Genomic DNA, 20,576 nt, shown 5'->3' on the forward strand with positions numbered 1-20,576 from the left:
GTCGTACCTCCTCGGAGCAGTCTCAGGTTTGCGTCGTGACGTCGTCCGCGTGTCGGCAGCGGTCAGCCGCGGCGCTGCCGGGCAGCCGGCTTCTCCTGGTAGAGGCGCTCCAACGCTTCGAGGTCGGCCCGGGTGAAGCGGACGTGGCGGCCGACGCGGTGGTGCGGAACGAGACGTGCGCTGACCTTTTCCTGAACCCAACTGACCGGCACCTGGAGCTTCGCTGCCAGGTCGTTGATGGTCAGCCAACGGTCCGGGTCAGGGTCGTGGTCGGCGATCCGTGCGCTGATCGCGTCGATCACCGGACGAAGGAGTGCGACAAGTTGTCCGACCTGCTGGTTGCTGAACGGCGGTGAGGGACGTTCGTTACGGGGATCCATGTCGGGGTCAACGATGGCGAAACGCCTGGGTGTGTTCTTCCTGCAAGGCCTTTCGTCAGGGCTGATTGGCGGAAAATTTTTGTGTCCTGTGCATTTGCACATTGCAAGGGAGCACCCAAGTTCATGCCACCTATGTCCCATAGAGTGGCATTTTGATATGCCCTTAACAGGCGTGCGGCACGAGTCGACACCCATCCATCGCACTGCGAGTCCGAACACCTGCGTGACCAACGCCACGGGAACCAGCCCTGCGATCAGAACGTCACCGGCAGGACCGACGAACACCCCGTAACCCGGACGTACCTGGAGCGTTGGGAGAACGCGAGGTGGTTGCGTCGTTCGTCTTCAGGTCACGCGTGGTTGATGACGAAAATGAGCCCGACGGCTCCAGCGAAACAGCCCCGCGCTGTCCCGGTTCGCAGCCAGCGACCCCGGACAAGGAGAAGGTGATGGAAGCCCTGGCCATCGCGTTCGAGCTTGCAGCGGAACTGCTGGAAGCCGGCGGAAGCGGTGGCCCAGCCACTGCGGCCAGGGCCACCGCCCTCCTGCTACGCCTGATCGCCGTACTTGGTAGGTCGAACGATCAGATGTAGCCCACCCCGGTGCGGGGTCGGCAACCGCCGGCCCCGCACCTTACCCTGCACCAACGAAGCAGGCGGAAGAACGTCGCGCATCTTCCACGAGTACGTCGTGACGTGCAGAAACGTCTGCCCCGAGTCCCGCCAAGTGAACCTTGGCCACCCATAGATACGTCGTTGTACTTCAATGTCCAGGTCGTCGCCTGCCGTCGCGGCCACCGGCACGGAGACGGCCCACGGTCCGGCCGACACACCGCCGCTTTGCTGACGGGCCGGCATCACCGACAAGGTCGTCGACGGGATGACCGAGTGGCGTGGCTGCCCATTTGGAACGGCATGGCTGCGTGAGCTCGAAGCTATGCGACTGCTCGAGTGCCAACGGCGCGATCCCAGAGAGCTGCGACCGGGTTCCAGCGCCGCAACGAGCCAGTACAGCCAGCCAGGAACGAACATGTGCTGATCCTTAGCGCAGCCTGATCTTCAACTCAGCTCGGTGGCCGGGAACGTCAGCCGGTGAAGGCATGACCCTCGACTGGAAGTCGTTCCTGCGTTCTGCCATGGGGTGTGGTTGGCCGGTCATGGCGGACAGCGCACTGGCGACGTCGTGGAGGTCGGCCCTTGATGTAGGTGGTGGTGGAGGATCCAGGGCTGTCGGTGTGGCCGGCGTAGACGCGGGCGATGCCGTAGCCGAAGTGCCGTTCCACCCAGGTCCGCGTGGTGTGGCGCAGCCAGTGGGTCGAGATGCCGTGCACGGCTACCCAGGGCAGGCGCCCCCTAAGCGATGCCAGCGCGCAGGAGGGGCTGCGCGCTCACCCGGCCACAGCGTGCCGGAAGAGCCATCCCCAGCACCAGGGCCGCGTCGATGATCGCCGGTGGGCAGTCTCGGGCAGGCAGAGCGGGCATCGGCATCGCGCATAGGCGGAGACGCGCGGGCAGGACAGCGGGTACGAGTGGACCGACGAGGTGTTCGTTCGGTCGGATAGGTGTTGTCATGACCGAACAACCTCATTCAGCGAGGGGCGCGACACGTCAGAGGCGGCCTGATGCCCTTCATCGGTGCAATGCCGGAATCAATCTGGGATTCGGCGGGATGCATTGTATGATTAGCGCATGCTGTATCGGACTTCTGCGCTCACGGATGACGACAAGCGCGTGCTTGGCGAACTGGACACCATGCGGGACAACCTGCGGTATCAGATCGCCGAGCCGCACCGCTGGACAGGACAACTCCGACGAACCCTGATCGCTCACGCCATCCAGGGATCGAATTCGATCGAGGGCTACCAGGTGTCCCTGGACGACGCCGCCGCGGCCGTCGCCGGCGACGAACCGGTAGAGACGAACCCGCAAACCTGGGAGGTCATCACCGGCTACCGGGACGCCCTGACCTACGTGCAGCAACTCGCCCGCTCACGCGAGTTCGCCTGGCAGCACATGTTGCTCAACGCGCTGCACTTCATGATGCTCCGCCATGAGCTCGGCAAGTGGCCGGGCCGCTTCCGTCCGGGCGACATCCATATCGACGAGGCACACACCGGCCGACGCGTCTACACCGGGCCTGACGCCGACGACGTTGCGTCTCTGATCTCCGAGCTGATCGACTGGCTGGACGACGGCGAACCGGAGACACCGCTGCTCGTACGGGCCTCCATGGCCCACCTTAACCTGGTCAAGATCCATCCCTGGCGGGACGGGAACGGCCGAATGTCCCGCTGCCTGCACACCCTCGTGCTCGCCCGGGACGGTGTCCTCGCCCCGGAGTTCTCCTCGATCGAGGAGTGGCTGGGCGTCGGCCGGAACACCTATGCCTACTACGACGCACTCGGTGAGGTCGGGGGCCCAACCTGGCAGCCCGAGAACGACACCAGCAAGTGGATCCGATTCTGCCTGAGCGCCCATCATCAACAGGCCCAATTGGTCCGGCAACGCCTCGATCAGGCCGCGCGTCTCTGGGAACTGCTCGACACCTGGGTCCGACGCCACGGGCTACCCGAGCGGGTCGTCAGCGCCCTGCACCTCGCCGCGACCGGCGGTCGAGTACGCCGGACCCTCTATCAGCGCGACGAGAACCTCACCGACGACCAAGCAACCCGCGACCTTCGCGCCCTCGTCCGGGCAGGCATGCTCGAACAGCACGGCGAAACCCGAGGCAGGTTCTACCTCACCTCGCCGACGCTGCGCGACCTCGCCGCCCCCGCGCTACGCCCCAAGGAGATCATCGACCCGTACCGACGCTGACGCGCAGACCCGACACGCCCACCACATGAATCGGCGACGTCAGCGCGCCGAAGAGACGTCATTACCTGTCACCGAATTGGACAGATGCGGCCAACCACAGCCAGGCAGTTGCTTCCAGAAGTTACAAACATTTGGTCTAAGTAACCCCAAATAGGACAGGAACCTGTCCTATTTATCGCGATTTTCCACAAAATTTGGTGTCCGAGGATCGACACGAACCGATACCCAACACGGTTGCGACTTATGGGCGCTATTCCACTCGCCTGAAATCAGGCTACCTGTAGGGTCCCGGGCTGACCGCCCGGGATCCGGTCGGCACGAGAGGCTCCTCAGCGTGAAGCGGCGAGAGATTCATCGTTCACCTTGGCCTGGCGCGGAATGGCTCAGTGAGCTGCGGAGGTCGTCGACTGCGGGCTTCAACCGCGCGCGCTCTTCATCGTCAGCGGCGATGGTCTCGAGTGAAGCTCATTTCCGCGCAGGCGGCCAGCTTCATGGGTGTGATCAAAGGACTGGCGTCGGCGGATCTCGGCGACGGGCAACGCGATGATCTCCGTGTCAGCGTGGGATTGCTGGGCGGTGGCGGTGAGGATGGTCAGGACGGCGAGGGCGAGCATGGCCAGGGTGACGTGGCAGCAGGATCCGGTCGAAGCCAAGCGGATTGTCCGGATCTCACGGATCGCCGAGCCGGCGCTCGAGTTCATCGGCGCCGGGCCCGGCCTGGTGACCAGCAAGGATCGCTGACAATCGACTCACCCTTCGCAGACGGCGTCGCGGCTTACTCGGCGAAGAGTCCGTGGGCGGGATATCGCGTTCCTATAGGTTCCCGCCGGCTGACGCTATAGGCGAGTTATAGAGAGGCCGCGCACCGTCGCGGCCATGGAGACCGCAGCCGGGGCTGTTCCACCGATCGCAGCGCGAGCGCCCGAGGTCGACGAGCGGGAATTCCGTCGGACGATGGGCCGGTTCTGCACCGGCGTAACCGTCGTCACCGCCCTTGACGAGGAGCCCGTTGGTTTCACCTGCCAGTCGTTCACGTCGCTGTCCCTCGACCCGCCACTGGTCATGGTGTCCAGCTCGAACCGCGGCCGCAGCCTGCCGCGCATCGTGCGGGCCGGCTCGTTCGGGAGCAACATCCTCAGCGCACGGCAGGAAGCGATAGGGCGTCGCTTCGCGACCTCCCGGCCGGACAAGTTCGCCGGGGTGAGTTGGCAGGCGTCGCCGGTCACCGGCACACCGCGTATTAACGGCGCCCTCGCGTGGATCGACTCGGTCGTCCGGGACGTGATACCGGGCGGCGACCATACGATCCTGATCGGCCAGGTAGTCGCGGTCCACCACACTCCCGACGCGGGCGAGCCGCTGCTCTTCTTCGACGGCGAGTTCTGCGATCTCGCGGCTGGGCAGCCAGGCCGAGGTCGGTGACCCTGCGGCTCAGCTCCGCAGGTAGGCCAGCACCGCGAGCACCCGCCGGTGGCCGTCCATCGCGGCCGGCAGGTCAAGTTTGCTGAAGATGTTGCCGATGTGCTTGTTGACCGCCGCGTCCGTGACGTGCAGCCGCTTGCCGATGGTGTCGTTGGAGCGGCCCTCCGCCATCAGCGCGAGGACCTCGAGCTCGCGGGCGGTCAGCCGCTGCCTCGGATCCGGCCGCCGACTGATCAGCTGGCGGACCACCTCGGGATCGACGACCGTCTCCCCGGCCGAGACCTGTTCCACCGCAGCGTTGAACTCCACGACCGCGCCGACCCGGTCCTTCAGGAGGTAGCCGACGCCCTCGCCGTTGTCGGAATCCAGCAACTGTGCCGCGTACGACTGGTCTACGTACTGGCTGAGAGGGTGGTTCGGTAGCTTTCGTGCATTGTGGGTTTGCGTCGGTGTGTGAATGTGAGCCGTGGTCGTAACCGGTGGGGTCCGGCCGCGTTGGGCTGATCATGGGTGAGCGTGCGGCGTATCCGAGTGACCTGACCGATGAGCAGTGGGCGGTGGTCGGACCGTTCCTGCAGGCGTGGGAGGACCGCCACCCGTCGGTGTCGGGGCATCAGGGTCGCTACGAGCTGAGGGAGATCGTGAACGCGATCTTCTACCAGAACCGGACCGGGTGTCAGTGGGCGTACCTGCCGCACGACCTGCCGTCGAAGTCCGCCACCTACTACTACTTCGCCCTGTGGCGTGATGACGGCACCGACCAGGTGATCCATGATCTGCTGCGTTGCCAGGCGCGGGAGAAGGCCGGCCAGGTTCGCCGCCCGCCCGCAGCCCGCCGGGCGGGAGATTCCCAAGCATCTGCTTGACATTCGGCGGAAAGCGAGGAGACTCCAAGCATGTCCTTGGAAAGTGGGCGGCGGCGCGTCATCGGCGACCCGGTAGCCATGCGCGCTCTGGCCCACCCGCTTCGACTCAAGCTCCACGCACTCGTCGGCCGTGAGGGCACCATGACGGCTGCGACGGCCGCGCGCGCGCTGGGGATCAGCCAGGCGCTCGCCTCCCATCACCTGCGCCAGCTCGGGAAGTACGGCTTCGTCGAGCAGGCCGGCCGCAGCGACAACCGGGAGCGCCCGTGGCGGGTGACCGCCGTTTCCCAGGACTGGGAGCCCGGCGAGACAGCCGAGGGCCACGAGGGACTGAGCATGTTGGAGCGGTTCGTGCTGGAGCGCAGCGCCGCTCAGTTGGCCGAGTGGCAGCAACGCCGCCCGGAGATGGATTCCCGCTGGAGTGAGCACACCGGGGTCTCACAGAACCTCGCCTATTTGACCGTCGACGAGCTGGCCGAGCTGCACCGCGCCTGGGAGGCCCTCATCTCGCCCTGGGTGCAGCGCCGTCCGCTCGGCGACACCGCGAGCCGGCCCGAGGGTGCCGTACCGATCGACATCACTCTGATCATCGCGCCGCTGCCGCTGACCGCGTCAGGCGGTTGACCGACGCTTCGGCTCCCCCTTCGTGTTCCGGCGAGGGCCAACCCGTGCGCTCGATGGGTGCACCGATCGAAGGAGGGAATGCTGTGCCACCGCCGACCAACGCCTCGAGGATCCGCCGCGACTATCTGATCCTGCTCGCCCTTCGGTGGTTCCCCAGCGGCCTGATCATTCCGGTGCTGGTGCTCCTGCCGCTTCAGCGTGGACTCAGCCTCGGCCAACTCGGCGTGATCATGGCGATCCAGGGACTGACGATCCTCTGCCTCGAAGTGCCGACGGGTGGCGCGGCCGACACGTTCGGTCGGCGACCGGTACTGCTCTTCGCCTCCGCGGTCAACATCTGCTCCCTGCTGCTGTTCGCCTTCGCGTCGTCGGTTGCCGCCTTCGCCGTCTACTTCCTGATCCAGGGCGTCTATCGGGCCCTCGACAGCGGACCGCTCGATGCCTGGTTCGTGGACAGCACCCTGGCCCGGGACCCGGACACCTCCATCGAGCGCGGACTCGGTCTGGGTGGCACCGTGATGAGCATCGCCATCGGCGCGGGCTCGTTGCTGAGCGGCCTCCTCGTTGCGGTTCAGCCGATTCCCGGCGTTCCCGGCATCGTCACGCCGGTCGTCATCGCGATCGTGGTGCGGGTGATCGAGCTCGGGTTCGTGACGGTCCTGCTGCGCGAGGAGCCGCGGAACCGGCCGGAACGGTCCGGACGAGACCGCCCGTCGGTCCGATTCGGACGGACGGTCGCCAGTGCAACGCGGCTCATGACCCGCTCCCGTGTGCTGATCTGCCTGCTCGCCGTGGAGATCCTGTGGGGATTCGGGATGGTCAGCTTCGAGACGCTTACCGCGGTCCGGCTGACCGCGGTAACCGGAGACACGGAACAGATCGCCTCGCTGATGGGGCCGTTGACAGCGTTCGCCTGGATCGCCTCGGCAGCCGGCGCGGCTCTGATCATCCCGGTTGCGGAACGCGTCGGCACGCCGCTCGCCGCCGCCCTGATGCGGGTCCTGCAGGGGCTCGCCGTCGCCGCGATGGCACTGTTCGGCGGGCTCGCCGGCATCATCACCGCGTTCCTCGCCTGCTATCTCGTGCACGGCGCGTCGAACCCGCTGCACAACGCGCTGCTGCACCGCCAGGTCGGCACCGACGAGCGCGCCACCGTGTTGTCGCTGAACTCGATGGTCTCGCAGCCGGCCGCCGCACTCGGACTCGTCACGCTGACCGCGCTGGCCGACGCCATCAGCCTGAGCGCGGCGATGGTGATCGGTGCGATCATCCTGGCCGTCGCCGCCCCGCTGTACCTCGCGGCGCGCAACGACCGCCGCCCGGTGACGCCGCAACCCGCTACGACCCGCTGACCGGTCGAGGACCGATCAGCGGGGCAGCGAGGTGCCGGGTCACGAGGAGGAGTGGCGAGGCAGGCAGATGCCGGACAATACGGCCGTGAGTACGGTGAACATCGCGTCCGTCGAACTCTCCTGGTAGAAGTGGCCCCCGTCGAACACGTGCAGCGACGATGGCGCGGTGCTGTGCCTCCGCCAGCCGAGCAGGTCAGCCTCGTCGACCTCGGGGTCGTCACGCCCGCCCAGCACATCGATCGGCACGGTGAGCGGGGGCCGTTCGGCGTACCGGTAGCGCTCGCACGCCTCCAGGTCCGCCCGCAGGATCGGAATGGCGCGGGCGACCAGGTCGGGGTGATCGAAGAACTCGGGCGGCGTGCCGCCCTGCGCCCGTAACATCGTTGTCAAGGCGGCATCGCTGCCGAGGTGGGACGATGTCCGGAGCCGGTTCCAGCGGTCCGGGCTGCGCGCGCTACTGACCACCAGGCGCCGCGGCTCCGGACCGCCCCTGTCCCGCAACATCTGGGCGGTCTCGTACGCGAGCAGACCGCCCATGCTGTGCCCGAACAGGACGAACGGCAGCCGGTACCGTTCGTCCGCTATGCCGTGGGCGATCTCGGCGCTCAACTCGGCGATCCGGGTGCGCGGCGGCTCATCAGCCCGGGCGCCCCGTCCGGGCAGCTGCAACGGACACAGCTCGACGTCCGGTGGCAGCCGATCGGCCCAGCCGAGATATGCCGCCGCGCTGCCGCCCGCGAACGGCAGGCAGTAGAGACGGATCCGCGGCGTCGCAGTGGATCGGCGGTACGGCAGGAGACCGGTGTCCATGGGTCACCCCTGCCCGTTGGCGATGGACATCGGCATGGGCATCGACCCGACCATGATCTCGCCGAGGGTCTCGGCGTCGCCGGCGCACAGGGCGCGCAGCACCTCGAGGAAGGTGTGCGCAACGGTCGCAGCGGCTGGGGCGTCGTACCAGCGGCGGTCGTAGAGCAGCTCCAACCGCAGCCGATCAGCGTCAACCACGTTGACGACCAGCGGATACTCAGTGCTCTCCACTGCGCCGGCCACGGTGAGCGTGGCCCGGCCGGTGCAGACCGTCGGCGACAGCGTCTCGGTCACCACGATGCTGTGGAACAGCGGCACCCCGCGCGGGACCCCGGTGCACTCCTGGACCTCGCTGAGGGGCGAGTTCTCGTGCTCCTGCATACGCACCATCTGCGCCTGGACGTCGTCGAGCCAGGCGGGCACCGCCATTCCGGCGTCGAGGCGCACCCGGACGGGCAACGTGTTGAGCATCGGCCCGACGACCCGGTCGGCCCCCGGAAATGCGGCGGTGCGCCCGGAGACGGTGCAGCCGAAGAGCACGTCGTCGCGATCGGTCAGGTGACCGAGCGCTGTCGCCCAGGCGGCAGTGGCCACACTGGCCAGGGTGAGCCCGTGTCCGCGCGCGTATGCCCGGACGGTCCGCGTCTGCTCGTCGGTGAGGCTGAGCGTCACGTAGTCGCTCCCCCGGCGCTCCGCCTGCGGTGCCGGAACCGGCATCGGAGTGGGCTCAGTGACATCGTGCAGCTGGGTGGCCCAGTACCGGCCCGATTCGACGGCATCCAACGTCCCGAGCCAGCCGACGTACTGCCGGAAGGCCGTCGCGGGCTCCAGGCGGGCCGGTCGTCCCTCCAGCAACGCCGTGTAGACCGCCATCACGTCGCGCAGGAGCAGATCGACACTCCATCCGTCGAGCAGCAGATGGTGATAGGTGAGGATGCCGGTGACGGCGTCCTCCGAACGGCTCAGCACCAGTTTCCAGAGCACCCGGTCGAGGGTCATGCCCGTACTCCGCTCGGCGACCGCGACTCCGGCCGCATCGTCCACCGTACGGATGAACAGTTCCGGTTCCCGCCAGACGACCTGAACCGGTTCCTGCCCGCTCTGCCAGTCCACGGTGGTCCGCAGGATTGCGTGCCGGCCCGCGGCCTCGCGCCAGGCCCGCTCGAACAGAGCCAGGTCCACCGCACCGGTCAGCCGGAGGTTCTGCTGGTCGATGTAGACGCCCTCGTCCGGGCGCAGAAGAGTCTGGAACAGCATGCCGGCCTGGGTGGTGGTGAGCGGATAGACGTCCTCGACGACTCCGGGCCCGGAGGTGATGAGGCGGACTTCGTCGTCGGTCAGGCGGGCGAGCGGGAAGTCGGAGGAAGTGTGCCCGCCGGGGTGTGCGACGCAGTACCGCACCAGTTCGTTGACGTGGTCGAGGAACCGCTCGGCCACCGTCACCACGCTCGACTCCGCCAGCCGCTCCGGAGGGTAGGTCCAATCGACCAGGAGCCGGTCCTCGCGGATCTCGGCCTCGATCTCGATCGGATGGGTACGGCGCTGCCCGGGTGCACGGTCGGCGCCGCACACCGGTGCCAGCATGCGCAGCGGACCGGTGGCGGACGGCGGTGTCACCCGGCCGTGATAGTTGAACACCACCTCGGCGTCCTGCTCGGCGCGCAACCGATCCGCCTGCGGGCTGGTACTGAGGTGACGCAGGAGGGCATGGTCGAAGCCGCCGTGGGGCATCGAGCGGAGATGTTCCTTGACGGTGTCGAGTGCGGCGCCGAGGTCATCGCCGTCGATCGACGGTGCGAACGGCACCACCGAGGTGAACCAGCCGACCGTACGGGAGATGTCGATGCCGGGCAGGGGATGGTCGCGGCCGTGCCGCTCGACGTCCACCCGCACCGAGCCACCGGCCCAGTCCCGCAGGGCCCGGGCGAGGGCGGTCAGCAGCACGTCCTCGACCTGCACGTGCCGGGCGGCGGGGGCGCCGCTCAGCAGCAGCCGGGTGTCCTTCACGCCGAGCTCGGCGCGCACGGTGCTGGCGGCGCCGACGAGGTCGGAGCCCGCGTCCGGGTCGCCGGGCAGCGCGGTCCCGGTCGGCACGGTGAGCCGGTCACACAGAGCCAGCACCGTCGGGTCGTCAGCGCGCCGCTTGAGCGCTGCGGCCCACACGCCGGGGTGCACCTCCGTGGCCGGCAGGGCAGCGTCCTGCCCGTCGGTGTCACACGCCGCCGCCAGGTCTTCGACCAGGAACCGCCAGGAAACCGTGTCGACCGCGAGGTGATGGACGACGACGATCAGGTTGGCCGGCAGGTCCCGGCGCGTGACGAGCGCTGCGCGTAGCAAGGGTCCGCGGGTCAGATCGAGGCTTGCCTGCACCCGGTCCGCGACGGCCGAGAGTTCCTCGTCGTCGGCGATCAACTCGTGGATCAACAGGTCGGCATCCCCGGGTGGCTCGATGTGCTGCTGCCAGCCCGCATCGGTCCGGGTGAAGCGCGCCCGCAGCGCCGGGTGCCTGTTCACGACGGCGCGCAGCGCTTCGGCTATCACCGTCGGGTCCTCGATCTCGGTCTCCAGCAGGACGGACTGGTTGTAGTGGTGTGCGTCGGCCAGGTCGCAATTCAGGAACCAGGCTTGCATCGGCGTCGGTGGCAGGGTGCCGCCGATGTCGCCGGCCTCCGCCCCGGCCGCGTCCGAGGCGGTCGCCACCGGCTCGGTGTGCGCCGCGAGGGTGGCCACCGTCGGATACCGGAAGATGAGCCTCGGCGTGATCTCCAGGCCCTCCGCGCGGGCCGCGGCCATGATCTGGATCGTCAGGATGGAGTCGCCGCCGAGTTCGAAGTAGTTGTCGTGGACACCGACCCGATCGAGGCCCAGTGCTGCGGCCCAGATGGCCGCGACCCGCACCTCCACCTCGTCGCGAGGGGCGTCGTATCCCCGGTCGGCGGGTTCCGCGACGAGGTCCGGGGCGGGCAACGCCCGACGCTCGACCTTGCCGTTGGCGTCCAGCGGCACCGCGTCGATCGCCACGAACAGCGAAGGGATCAGGTAGCCGGGCAGGAGCCGGCCGAGAAACTCGCGCAGTTCACCCGCGCCGGGCACGCCGCCTGCGTCGTCGGTACCGGTACCGCTACCGACGACGTAGGCGACCAGCTGGCGGCGATTCTGCTGATCCGACCGGGCCAACACGATCGCCCGCTCGACGCCGGGATGGGTGGCCAGATGCTGTTCGATCTCGCCGGTCTCGACCCGGTACCCGCGGATCTTCACCTGGTCGTCGAGTCGGCGCTGGAACTGCACGTTGCCGTCGGGCAGCTGGTAGCCCCGGTCGCCGGTGCGGTACATCCGCATGCCGGGGCGACCGGTGTAGGGATCGGGCAGGAAACGCTCCGCGGTCAAGCCGGGTTGGTGCAGGTAACCCCGGGCCGGGCAGACGCCGCCGATGTAGATCTCCCCCGGCACACCGACCGGCGCCGGGGCCAGATTTCGGTCGAGTACGTACATCGTCGTGTGCGGGATCGGACTACCGATCGGCAGCAGATCCCGATCGACTGGATCACCCACCGGCGTGTACACCGAGTTCGCCACGGACGCCTCGGTCGGACCGTACTCGTTGAGGATGTCACTGTCCGGAGCGAGGCTCCGCCAGCGGCGCAACGCGGAAGACGGAAACGCGTCCGCACCGACGGCGAGTACCCCCGCCAGTCCAGCCGCCTCCGCGGCGGTGAGTTGCTGGGTGAGCAGCTCCAGGTGACCCGGGGTCATCTTGAGGAAGCTGTACGGGCCACCGCGCACCAGTTCCGCGGCCAGTTGCGCCGGGTCGAGCCCTTCCGGCAGCAGGCGGACCGGTCGGCCGAGCAGCAGTGGGGTGTAGAGGTTCGGCACGATCATGTCGAATCCGACGGATGAGAAGAGAGCCGTGCCGCCGTCGCGCCCGCCCGTGTACCGATCGGCGCAGAACCGCAAGTAGTTGACGAGGCCGCGATGGTGGCAGGCCACCCCCTTGGGTCGTCCCGTCGAGCCCGAGGTGTAGATGACGTAGGCGAGCTGGTCGGCGTGCCGGGCCCCGGGCGGGTCGGTGTCGTCCTGCTCAGCTATCAGCTCGGCGTCGCGGTCGAGCAGGCATACCTGTCCAGGTGGGTCGGTCAGCAAGGTCTGGTACTGGTCCTGGGACACCACATGGGACAGCCCGGCGTCGGCCATGATGGTGCGGACCCGCGCGGCCGGGTTGTCCGGCGCCAGGGGCACGTACGCGGCTTGCGCCTTCAGCACCGAGAGCAGGGTGACCAGCAGCTCGGGGCTGCGCTCGACGATCACGCCGACCAGGCTCTCCGGACCGACACCGATGCCCTTCAGGTGACGGGCCAGCCGGTTCGCCCTGGCGTTCAGCTCCCGGTACGTCATCGTCTGCTCGCCCCAGAGCAGCGCAGCGGCGTTCGGCGTGCGGCGGACCTGTTCCTCGAACAGGCCCTCGATGGTGGCATCGTCGGGGCCGGGCACCACGGTGTCGTTGATGCTCAGCAGACGGTCGTGTTCGGCCCGGCTCAGCACGGAGGTGTCGCGGAGCAGCCGGCCGGGTTCCTCGGCGAACGCTTCGGCCACCGTACGCAGGTGGTCGGCGATGCGTCGCGCGGTCTCGGGCTGCACGGCGCGCAACTGGTGGCGAAGGAGGAAGCGGATCCGGTCCGGCTGCTCCTCCACCATCAGGATCAGCGGATAGCCGGTGCGCTCGTACGTCTCGGCCAGGCGCAGACCCGCAGCGTGCGCGGCCGGACCGGTGCCCGGCTGGTTCTGGGCGATGACGATGGTGTCGAACAACGGCGTGCCCCTCGGCATGTCGCTCACCGCCTGGATGTCCGGCAGCGCCGCGTGCGCGTGATCGCGCATCCGCACCAGGTCGGTCTGCAGGTCGTTCAGCCAGCCAGCCAGGGTGTCGCTCCCGTGGTAGCAGGCACGTACCGGAATGGTGTTGATGAACAGGCCGACCATGTCCTCCACCGCGGGCAGGTCGGCCGGTCGCCCCGCCACCGTCGACCCGAACACCACCTCGTCCTGTCCGCTGTAGACCGCCAGCAGCAGCGCCCAGAACCCGTGCGCCAGCGTGCTGGCGGTCAACCCCGCGTTCCGGGAGGCCGCACGCAGTCGGGCCAGCAGCGGGCCGTCGACGTCCATGGTGACCTCGCCGATCGTCCCGTCCGTGGCGGTGTCGTGGCCCGAACCGTGCACCTCCCAGGCCGTCGGCTCGGTCAGGCCGGCCAGGTACGCGCGCCAGAAGTCCTCGGTGGGTCCGCGATCCTGAGCGCGGAGCCAGTCGGTGAGACGCCGGTACGGAACGCCGTGGATCTCCGCGCGGCGCCCGGCACGCCGAGCAGCGTATGCGACGCCGAGTTGCTCGGTCAGCGTGGCGAGGCTCCAGGCGTCCAGGATCAGGTGATGGTGGCTGAGGACCAGCCGGGTGTGGGCTCCGAAGTCGATGAGAGTGGCGCGCACAGGTGGCGCCGAGACGAGATCGAACGACGCTAACCGGTCCTCCCGGAGGAACGCGGCGAAGAGAGCCGGGCGTTCGGCGTCCGGGCGGTCTCGCCAGTCGATCTTCCGGACCGGAAGCGCGAACCGCCGCAGCACCACCTGGGTCGGGTCGGCGACCCCCTCGAGCTGGACCCGGCTCCGCAGCACCGGGTGCGTGTCGACCAGGTCCTGGAGGGCCGCGGTCAGCGCCTCGTCGTCGACGGGCGCAACGGCGTCGATCACCGTCTGCTGGTGATAGTCCCCGCTGTCCTCGGACAGCTCGCTGTGGAAGAGCATGCCGGCCTGCATCGAGGTGAGCGGGTACGCGTCGGCGATGTCGGCGCGGTTGCGTAGCTCGGCCAGCGCCGGGTCCTCGACGTGACCGGCGACCGCCGGGGCACCCTTGGTCGGAACGACCTCGTCGGCAAGCCGGCGGACGGTCCGCAGACCGAGGATCTGCGCGGCAGTCGTCTGCAGCCCGGCATCCCGGGTGCGGACGATGATCTGCAGCGCGGAGATCGAGTCGCCACCCAGTGCGAAGAAGTCGTCGTCGATGCCGAGCTCGGCCAGGCCGAGCACCTCGCTCCAGACCGCGGTCAGGGTCCGCTGCGTCGGGTTCTCCGGGGGTGAGTACGGCGATCGCAGGTCGGCGCGGGTCAGCATGGGTACGGGCAGGGCCGCCCGATCGACCTTGCCGCTGGTGGTCAATGGAATGTGCGCCAGCGGCAGGTACATCGCCGGCAGCATGTAGGCCGGGAGGTCGCGGGACAACCACGACTCCAGCTCGTCGCGACCGGGCAGGGGACGGTCACCCGTACCGACGACGTAGGCCACCAGGCGGGTGTGCTGGTTCTCGCTGTGCGTCACCACGACGGCATCGGCCACCGCAGGGTGACCGCGCAGTACGGCGGAGATCTCCCCCAGCTCGATCCGGTTTCCATTGATCTTCACCTGGTGATCGACGCGACCCAGATAGTCCAACTGCCCGCCCGGCAGCGCGCGGACCACGTCACCGGTGCAGTACATCCGGTGCCCGCCGCCCGCGAACGGGTCGGGCAGGAACCGGTCGGCGGTCAGGTCGGCCCGGCGGTGATACCCGCGGGTGACGGCGACGCCGCCGATGTACAGCTCACCCTCTGTACCGGCCGGCACCGGTTCGAAGTTGTCGTCCAGCACGTACCAGGTCACGTTGTCGATCGGGTCACCGATCGGAACGCTCGTCCCGTCACTGCCCGGCTGCCAGGTGTGCGCCGACACCTCGATCGAGGTCTCGGTCGGCCCGTACATGTTGTGCACCTGCGCCGACATCAGCTTGGCGGCCCGGTCGGCCAGATCGGGCGGCAGTGCCTCGCCGGTGCAGAAGACATCGCTGACGCAGTCGAGATTCGCCACGGCGGGCTCGGTGACGAACTGGGCGAGCATGGACGGTACGAAATGGACGATGTCCACTCTCTCGGCTGCGATGATCTGCGCCAGATAGGCCGGATCGCGGTGTCCGCCGGGCCGGGCAAGGACCAACCGGGCACCGCTCACCAGCGGCCAGAACAACTCCCAGGCGGACACGTCGAAGCTGATCGGTGTCTTCTGCAGGATCGTGGTGCCGGGGCCGATGGGTCGCACGCGCTGGTGCCACAACAGCCGGTTGACGACCCCGCGGTGGGGGACCAGCACCCCTTTCGGGCGGCCGGTCGATCCCGAGGTGTAGATGACGTAGACCAAGTTGTCCGGATCGGCGGGCGACGGGGGTGCCTCGCCCGGCGGAAGCGAGTCGATGTCGAGCACCGGTACGCCGGCGCCGTTACCGTTCATCAGACCGTCGTGGGTGAGGACCACCGGCGCCGCGGTGTCGGTCAGCATGAACGCCAGCCGGTCGACCGGATAGTCCGGGTCCAGCGGCACGTACGCGCAGCCGGCCCGGATGATGCCCAGCAGGCCGGCCATCATCGCCACACTCCGCTCGGCGCACAGACCGATCGGGGTCTCCGGCCCGAACCCCCGCCGGCGCAGGGCCGCGGCGACCGCCGAAGCCCGTGCGTCGAGGTCCGTGTACGACAACGTCACACCGTCCGCGGTGATGGCCGGTTCCCGCGGCGTGGCCGCGACCTGGGCTCGAAACAGACTGTCGACCGTGTCATGGGGGTTCGCTCGCATGGCCGCACCATCCCGAGGCCGGCTATCCACGGTCTATCGGCGCCCTATCCCCCCGGGACCGGAGCGGCATCCGGCGCCGACAGGGATCGAACAGGGCCTCGATAGGTCGACCGGGCAACGTCGCCGGCATGACCAAGCCAAGGGCCATCCTGCACTCGGCCGTCGTGGCGCAGAGTGACCGGACGCCGGATGCGATCGCCGTGATCGACGGGAACACCGCCCTCACCTACCGCGACCTCGTCTCGGGAGCGGATCGGATCGCCGGCGCCCTCGTCGCCGGGGGAACCCGTACGGACGACGTGGTGGCGATCGTGCCGGACCGGTCGGCGGCCATGGTGACGGCGCTGCTCGGGATCCTCCGCGCCGGCGCGGCCTACCTGCCGATCGAGCCCGGCACCCCACCGGCCAGGACCCGGCAACTGGTCGTCGACGCGCGGGCCCGGATCTGTCTGGCCGGGCCCGGCGAGATCGCCAGCACGGCCGAGGCGCTCCGGTCGGTCGCCGTCGTCCTGCCGTTCAGCGTCGCCGGGCCCACCCCGGGACCCGCACTGCCGGACGTCCACCCGGACGGCCTCTGCGCCGTCTACTACACGTCCGGCTCGACGGGGCACCCGAAGGGGGTGGCCTGCACGCACCGGGGCTGGACGAACCGGATGGACTGGATGCAGCGGCACCACCCGCTGAGTCCCGCCGAGACGGTTCTGCACAAGACGACGTTGACCTTCGACGACGCCGCGGTGGAGCTGTTCTGGCCACTGGCCGCCGGTGGCCGGACCGCGATGCTGGCGCCGGGCGCGCACCGTGACCCTCGCGCGATCATCGACGCGGCGATCAGGTACGAGGCGGTACACCTGAACTTCGTACCGTCGATGCTGGAGCTGGTCCTCGACGAGCTGACCGACGCCGATGTCCACCGGTTGCACCGACTCCGCAGCGTGCTGTCCAGCGGCGAGGCGCTGCCCGCCCGGCTGGCCGAGCGGTTCCTGGCCCGCTTCGGGGACACGGTGACCCTCGACAACACCTGGGGCGCCACCGAGGTCTCGATCGACTCGACCTGTCATACCTGCACGCCTGAGGACCGCTCCGGGCCGGTCGCCTCGGTCAGCATCGGCCGTCCGATCGACCGCAACGAGGTCCTGGTCCTCGACGACCGCATGCAGGCTGTCCCGGACGACGAAGCGGGCGACCTCTACATCGGCGGAATCGGCCTGGCCCGCGGTTACCTCCACGCGCCCGGGCGCACGGCGGCAGCCTTCCTGCCTCATCCGTGGCGGCCCGGCGAACGGGTGTACCGCACCGGCGACCGCGGCCGCCGTGACCGTGCCGGCCGGCTCCACTATCTCGACCGTCAGGACCGGCAAGTCAAGATCCGCGGGGTACGGATCGAGCTGGGCGAGATCGAGGCCGTGATGCGGGGATGCGACGGAGTGTCCGATGCCGCCGCGACCACCTGGCGCGGGCCGTCCGGCGACGCCCGTATCGCGTTGTTCCTGGTGGTCGACCAGCCTGGCCTGACGGCCGCCCGGCTGCGCGAGCATGCCGCCGCGACCCTTCCGGGATATGCCGTGCCGTCGGCCATCGAACTGCTCGACCACCTGCCCCGACTGCCCAGCGGCAAGCTCGACCGGCAGGCACTGCCGACGCCTGCGGCGGTCGAGCAGGACGAGCACGTGGCCCCCCGGACACCACCGGAAAAGGTGGTGGCCCGGATCTGGGAGGACATGCTGGGTGCCCCGCGGGTAGGCGCCACCGACAACTTCTTCGCTCTCGGCGGGCACTCCCTGCTGGCCATCCGGACCACCAGCCAGATGATCCGCACCTTCGGCACCGACATCCCGATGAACCTGCTCTTCGAGCATCCGACGGTGGAGGCGGTGGCCGCCCGTATCGAGGAGCTGGTCGAGCGCCAGGTCGCCGCCCTGAGTGACGAGGACGTGCTGCGCATGGCGCGCAGCTGACCGGAAGGACAACGAGATGAGCACCACGGAGCAGTTCCAGGTCGTGATCAACGACGAGGAGCAGTACTCCATCTGGCCGCTGCACCGGACCCCTCCGGACGGCTGGCAGCCCGACGGCACGACCGGCACCAAGGATGACTGCCTCAGCCACATCGACGAGGTGTGGTCGGACATGCGCCCGCTGTCGCTGCGCCGAAGCATGGACGGATAACCGACCCGGCGCGCGAAGGGGAATCCCGAATGACCGACACGACGAACATCCCATCGCCAGAAGCCACGGGCCCCAGCACCGTGGCCGCCGAGGGCTGGCTCCTGCGGCGACGACCCGGTGCGCCGGACGAGGATCGTGTCGTGGCGCTCGGACGCGATGCGGCACATTGCACCGAACTGCTCGACGGCGGGGATTCGTGGCTCGTCGCCCGTGGCCGGCCCGTCCCGCCTGCTTCGGTGGTGCTGATGTTCCCCGGCGTGGGCGACCAGCGTCCCGGTCTCAGCCGCGACCTTTATCACGCCGTACCCGCTTATCGGGCCGAGCTCGACCGGGTCAGCGAGATGCTCCGCCCCCTTCTCGATCAGGATCTGCGCGAGCTGCTGCTCACCGACGAGTCGGGCCCGACCGGGTGGTCCCTGCGGGAGCTCCTCCAGCGGGATGCCGGCGGTCCTCTCAGCCGGACCAGCCTCGCGCAACCGCTGGTCTTCGCCCTGGAGTACTGCCTCGCGCGGCTCCTGCTGCATTGGGGCGTCCGACCCGCCGCGCTGGTCGGATACAGCATCGGGGAGTACGTTGCGGCCTGCGTGGCCGGAGTGCTGGACATCCGGGACGCACTGACCCTGGTCACGCGCCGAGCGGCGTTGATCGAGGAGGTACCAACCGGCGCCATGCTGGTCGTGATGCTGGATCCGGGCGACCTGGCCGAGCATCTCGGAGACGACCTGTGGCTCGCCGCAGTGAACGGCGCCGGGCTGTGTCAGGTGTCAGGGACGCCCTCGGCCGTCGCCCGGCTGGCGGAACGGCTGACCTCTGCGGGTGTCGCCACTCTTCCGGCGCCGGCCCGGCACGCCTTCCACTCCCCGCTGATGGATCCGGTCGCCCGGCCGCTGGAGCGTCTGCTGGAGAACATTCCCCTCACGCCGCCGAGCATCCCGGTGCTCTCCAACGTCACCGGTGACTGGCTGACCGACGAGGAAGCCTGCTCGCCCGGCTACTGGGCCCGGCACCTCTGCCAGCCGGTCCAGTTCGCCGGCAACCTGGCGCGCATGTGGGGGATGCCGCGCGTGCTGGCGGTCGAGGTCGGTGCCGGGCAGATGCTCACCTCGCTCGCCAACCAGCACCCCGCGCGTCCCCGCGGCCCGGGGACACCACCGGTCGTCGCCACCCTGACCAGCCGCGGCAACGACCATGGCGAGGTGGCCGCGATGGCCCGGGTGCTGGCACACGCCTGGGCGAACGGCGCCTGGGAACCCACCGCGGCCGGATCCGGGCCGGCGGACGCCGAGAGGGGAAAATCATGGACTTCGCGCTGAACGAGGACCAACGCCGGCTGCGCACCGAGATCATCGAATTCGCGCAGGCACGCCTGGGCGAGCAGGCCGGTGCGAACGACCGCGAGGCACGGTTCGACCGTGCGGGGTGGGACGAGTGTGCCCGGTTCGGGGTGTTGGGCTGGCCCTTCCCGGCCGAGTACGGAGGCGCCGGACTGGATCCACTCAGCTGCGTCGTCGCCTTCGAGGCGCTCGCCTACGGATGCGCCGACAATGGTCTGGTCTTCGCGATCAACAACCACGTCTGGGCCTGCGCCGTGTACATCGCTGAGCACGGCACCCCGCAGCAGCGCAAGCAGTTCCTGCCGGGCCTGATCGACGGCTCGACGATCGGCGCACACGCGCTCACCGAGCCGGACGTGGGCTCTGACGCCCTGTCGGTGACCACCAGGGCCGTCGAGGAGAACGGTCAGTACCTCCTCACCGGAACCAAGTGTTTCATCAGCAACGCACCGGTGGCCGATCTGTTCGTGGTCTTCGCCGTTACCGAACCCGATGCGGCGCCGCAGGAGCGGCTGTCGGCCTTCATCGTCCCGGCGTCGACGCCGGGCGTCCGGGTCGTCCGCGAGATCGGTAAGGCCGGTCTGCGCGGGACCCCGATGGGCGAGGTCAGGTTCGAGGATTGCGTGATCCCGGAGGACTACCTGCTCGGCGCTGCCGGTGGCGGATACCGGCTCTTCACGTCGGCGATGGAGTACGAGCGCGGCTTCATGTTCGCCGCCCAGGTCGGCGCCCTCCAGCGGGTCATGGAGCGGTCCGTGGCGCATGCCAGTGCGCGCCGGCAGTTCGGCCGACCGATCGCCGCTTTCCAGGGCGTCTCACATCCCATCGCTGACATGCGAGTCCGTCTGGAGCTGGCCCGCCTGCTGCTGTACAAGGTCGGCTGGCTCAAGCGGGAGGGCCGGATGGCGATGCTGGAGGCGGCGATGCTCAAGCTGTACGCCAGCGAAGGTCTCGTCGATTCCGCTCTGGCAGCCCTGCAGATCCATGGCGCCCGAGGCTATGTCGAGGACCAGCCGATCGAACGTGAAGTACGCGACGCGCTGGCCGGCACGGTCTACGGCGGCACCTCGGAGATCCAGCGCAACATCATCGCTTCGCTGATCGGCCTGCCCGCATGAACAGCCAGCTCGCGACCTGTCATGCCCGAGGAGGC

The 20,576-nt window shown here is 68.9% G+C and carries 13 protein-coding genes and 2 pseudogenes; 10 read left to right on the forward strand and 5 right to left on the reverse strand.

The genetic code is table 11. From position 1 onward, the window contains the following. Positions 1-62: 62 nt before the first annotated feature. Positions 63-302: a helix-turn-helix domain-containing protein gene (locus O7625_RS27195; RefSeq protein WP_067306942.1), complete on the reverse strand. Its 240-nt coding sequence runs from the start codon at positions 300-302 to the stop codon at positions 63-65. Positions 303-706: 404 nt separating this feature from the next. Here O7625_RS27195 and O7625_RS27200 point away from each other — a divergent pair, with 404 nt between their 5' ends. Together O7625_RS27200 and O7625_RS27205 are read left to right on the forward strand one after the other, a co-directional pair. Continuing rightward, positions 707-973: a hypothetical protein gene (locus tag O7625_RS27200; RefSeq protein ID WP_282342658.1), complete on the forward strand. Its 267-nt coding sequence runs from the start codon at positions 707-709 to the stop codon at positions 971-973. 1,095 nt (positions 974-2,068) lie between these two features. Beyond that, entirely contained in the window at positions 2,069-3,196 is a 1,128-nt protein-coding gene (locus tag O7625_RS27205; protein ID WP_282342659.1) for a Fic family protein, read from the forward strand. Between the two features lie 416 nt (positions 3,197-3,612). Here the strand turns inward: O7625_RS27205 and O7625_RS27210 are convergent, their stop codons facing one another. After that, entirely contained in the window at positions 3,613-3,810 is a 198-nt protein-coding gene (locus O7625_RS27210) for a hypothetical protein (RefSeq protein ID WP_282342660.1), read from the reverse strand. 262 nt (positions 3,811-4,072) lie between these two features. On the opposite strand from O7625_RS27210, the gene O7625_RS27215 reads away from it, so the two are divergent. Beyond that, a complete protein-coding gene (locus O7625_RS27215; RefSeq protein WP_282342661.1) occupies positions 4,073-4,618 on the forward strand; it encodes a flavin reductase family protein in 546 nt (181 codons plus the stop codon). 9 nt (positions 4,619-4,627) lie between these two features. Here the strand turns inward: O7625_RS27215 and O7625_RS27220 are convergent. Then, positions 4,628-5,026 (reverse strand): annotated as a pseudogene (locus O7625_RS27220) (LuxR C-terminal-related transcriptional regulator); the annotation flags it as partial. Between the two features lie 98 nt (positions 5,027-5,124). Between O7625_RS27220 and O7625_RS27225 the strand changes: the two are divergent. The 3 genes and pseudogenes from O7625_RS27225 to O7625_RS27235 all read left to right on the forward strand — a co-directional run. After that, positions 5,125-5,430, forward strand: a pseudogene (locus tag O7625_RS27225) (transposase); the annotation flags it as partial. Between the two features lie 84 nt (positions 5,431-5,514). Further along, positions 5,515-6,108 carry a helix-turn-helix domain-containing protein gene (locus O7625_RS27230; RefSeq protein WP_282342663.1) on the forward strand — a complete coding sequence of 198 codons (594 nt, stop codon included), beginning with the start codon at positions 5,515-5,517 and terminating at the stop codon, positions 6,106-6,108. An 83-nt stretch (positions 6,109-6,191) separates the two neighbouring features. After that, a complete protein-coding gene (locus O7625_RS27235) occupies positions 6,192-7,460 on the forward strand; it encodes an MFS transporter (protein WP_282342664.1) in 1,269 nt (422 codons plus the stop codon). Between the two features lie 39 nt (positions 7,461-7,499). Here O7625_RS27235 and O7625_RS27240 read toward each other — a convergent pair whose 3' ends face one another. Then, a complete protein-coding gene (locus O7625_RS27240) occupies positions 7,500-8,270 on the reverse strand; it encodes an alpha/beta fold hydrolase (RefSeq protein ID WP_091606449.1) in 771 nt (256 codons plus the stop codon). Positions 8,271-8,273: 3 nt separating this feature from the next. Next, the gene (locus O7625_RS27245) at positions 8,274-15,920 is read right to left on the reverse strand and encodes a non-ribosomal peptide synthetase (protein ID WP_282342665.1); all 7,647 of its coding nucleotides are present in this window, start codon (positions 15,918-15,920) and stop codon (positions 8,274-8,276) included. Positions 15,921-16,048: 128 nt separating this feature from the next. Between O7625_RS27245 and O7625_RS27250 the strand changes: the two genes are divergently transcribed. From O7625_RS27250 to O7625_RS27265, 4 genes are read left to right on the forward strand one after another with little or no spacing between them, the layout of a single operon-like run. Further along, complete coding sequence (locus O7625_RS27250; RefSeq protein ID WP_282342666.1) at positions 16,049-17,878, forward strand: non-ribosomal peptide synthetase; 1,830 nt, start codon at positions 16,049-16,051, stop codon at positions 17,876-17,878. A gap of 16 nt (positions 17,879-17,894) precedes the next feature. Continuing rightward, positions 17,895-18,089, forward strand: a complete 195-nt coding sequence (locus O7625_RS27255; protein WP_091606459.1) for an MbtH family NRPS accessory protein — start codon at positions 17,895-17,897, stop codon at positions 18,087-18,089. Between the two features lie 29 nt (positions 18,090-18,118). After that, positions 18,119-19,402, forward strand: a complete 1,284-nt coding sequence (locus O7625_RS27260; RefSeq protein WP_282342667.1) for an acyltransferase domain-containing protein — start codon at positions 18,119-18,121, stop codon at positions 19,400-19,402. After that, a complete protein-coding gene (locus O7625_RS27265) occupies positions 19,387-20,541 on the forward strand; it encodes an acyl-CoA dehydrogenase family protein (protein ID WP_282342668.1) in 1,155 nt (384 codons plus the stop codon). Before O7625_RS27260 ends, O7625_RS27265 begins: the two co-directional genes overlap by 16 nt. Positions 20,542-20,576: the final 35 nt, after the last annotated feature.

This window comes from Micromonospora sp. WMMD714 (assembly GCF_029581315.1).
Lineage (GTDB): Bacteria > Actinomycetota > Actinomycetes > Mycobacteriales > Micromonosporaceae > Micromonospora > Micromonospora rifamycinica.

What these genes read in the sequence shown, in the direction of transcription:
- O7625_RS27265 (WP_282342668.1), top strand. Translation starts at nt 19,387, where the DNA reads ATGGACTTCGCGCTGAACGAGGACCAACGCCGGCTGCGCACCGAGATC.
- O7625_RS27230 (WP_282342663.1), top strand. Translation starts at nt 5,515, where the DNA reads ATGTCCTTGGAAAGTGGGCGGCGGCGCGTCATCGGCGACCCGGTAGCC.
- O7625_RS27240 (WP_091606449.1), bottom strand. Translation starts at nt 8,270, where the DNA reads ATGGACACCGGTCTCCTGCCGTACCGCCGATCCACTGCGACGCCGCGG.
- O7625_RS27260 (WP_282342667.1), top strand. Translation starts at nt 18,119, where the DNA reads ATGACCGACACGACGAACATCCCATCGCCAGAAGCCACGGGCCCCAGC.
- O7625_RS27255 (WP_091606459.1), top strand. Translation starts at nt 17,895, where the DNA reads ATGAGCACCACGGAGCAGTTCCAGGTCGTGATCAACGACGAGGAGCAG.
- O7625_RS27215 (WP_282342661.1), top strand. Translation starts at nt 4,073, where the DNA reads ATGGAGACCGCAGCCGGGGCTGTTCCACCGATCGCAGCGCGAGCGCCC.
- O7625_RS27205 (WP_282342659.1), top strand. Translation starts at nt 2,069, where the DNA reads ATGCTGTATCGGACTTCTGCGCTCACGGATGACGACAAGCGCGTGCTT.
- O7625_RS27250 (WP_282342666.1), top strand. Translation starts at nt 16,049, where the DNA reads ATGACCAAGCCAAGGGCCATCCTGCACTCGGCCGTCGTGGCGCAGAGT.
- O7625_RS27245 (WP_282342665.1), bottom strand. Translation starts at nt 15,920, where the DNA reads ATGCGAGCGAACCCCCATGACACGGTCGACAGTCTGTTTCGAGCCCAG.
- O7625_RS27210 (WP_282342660.1), bottom strand. Translation starts at nt 3,810, where the DNA reads ATGCTCGCCCTCGCCGTCCTGACCATCCTCACCGCCACCGCCCAGCAA.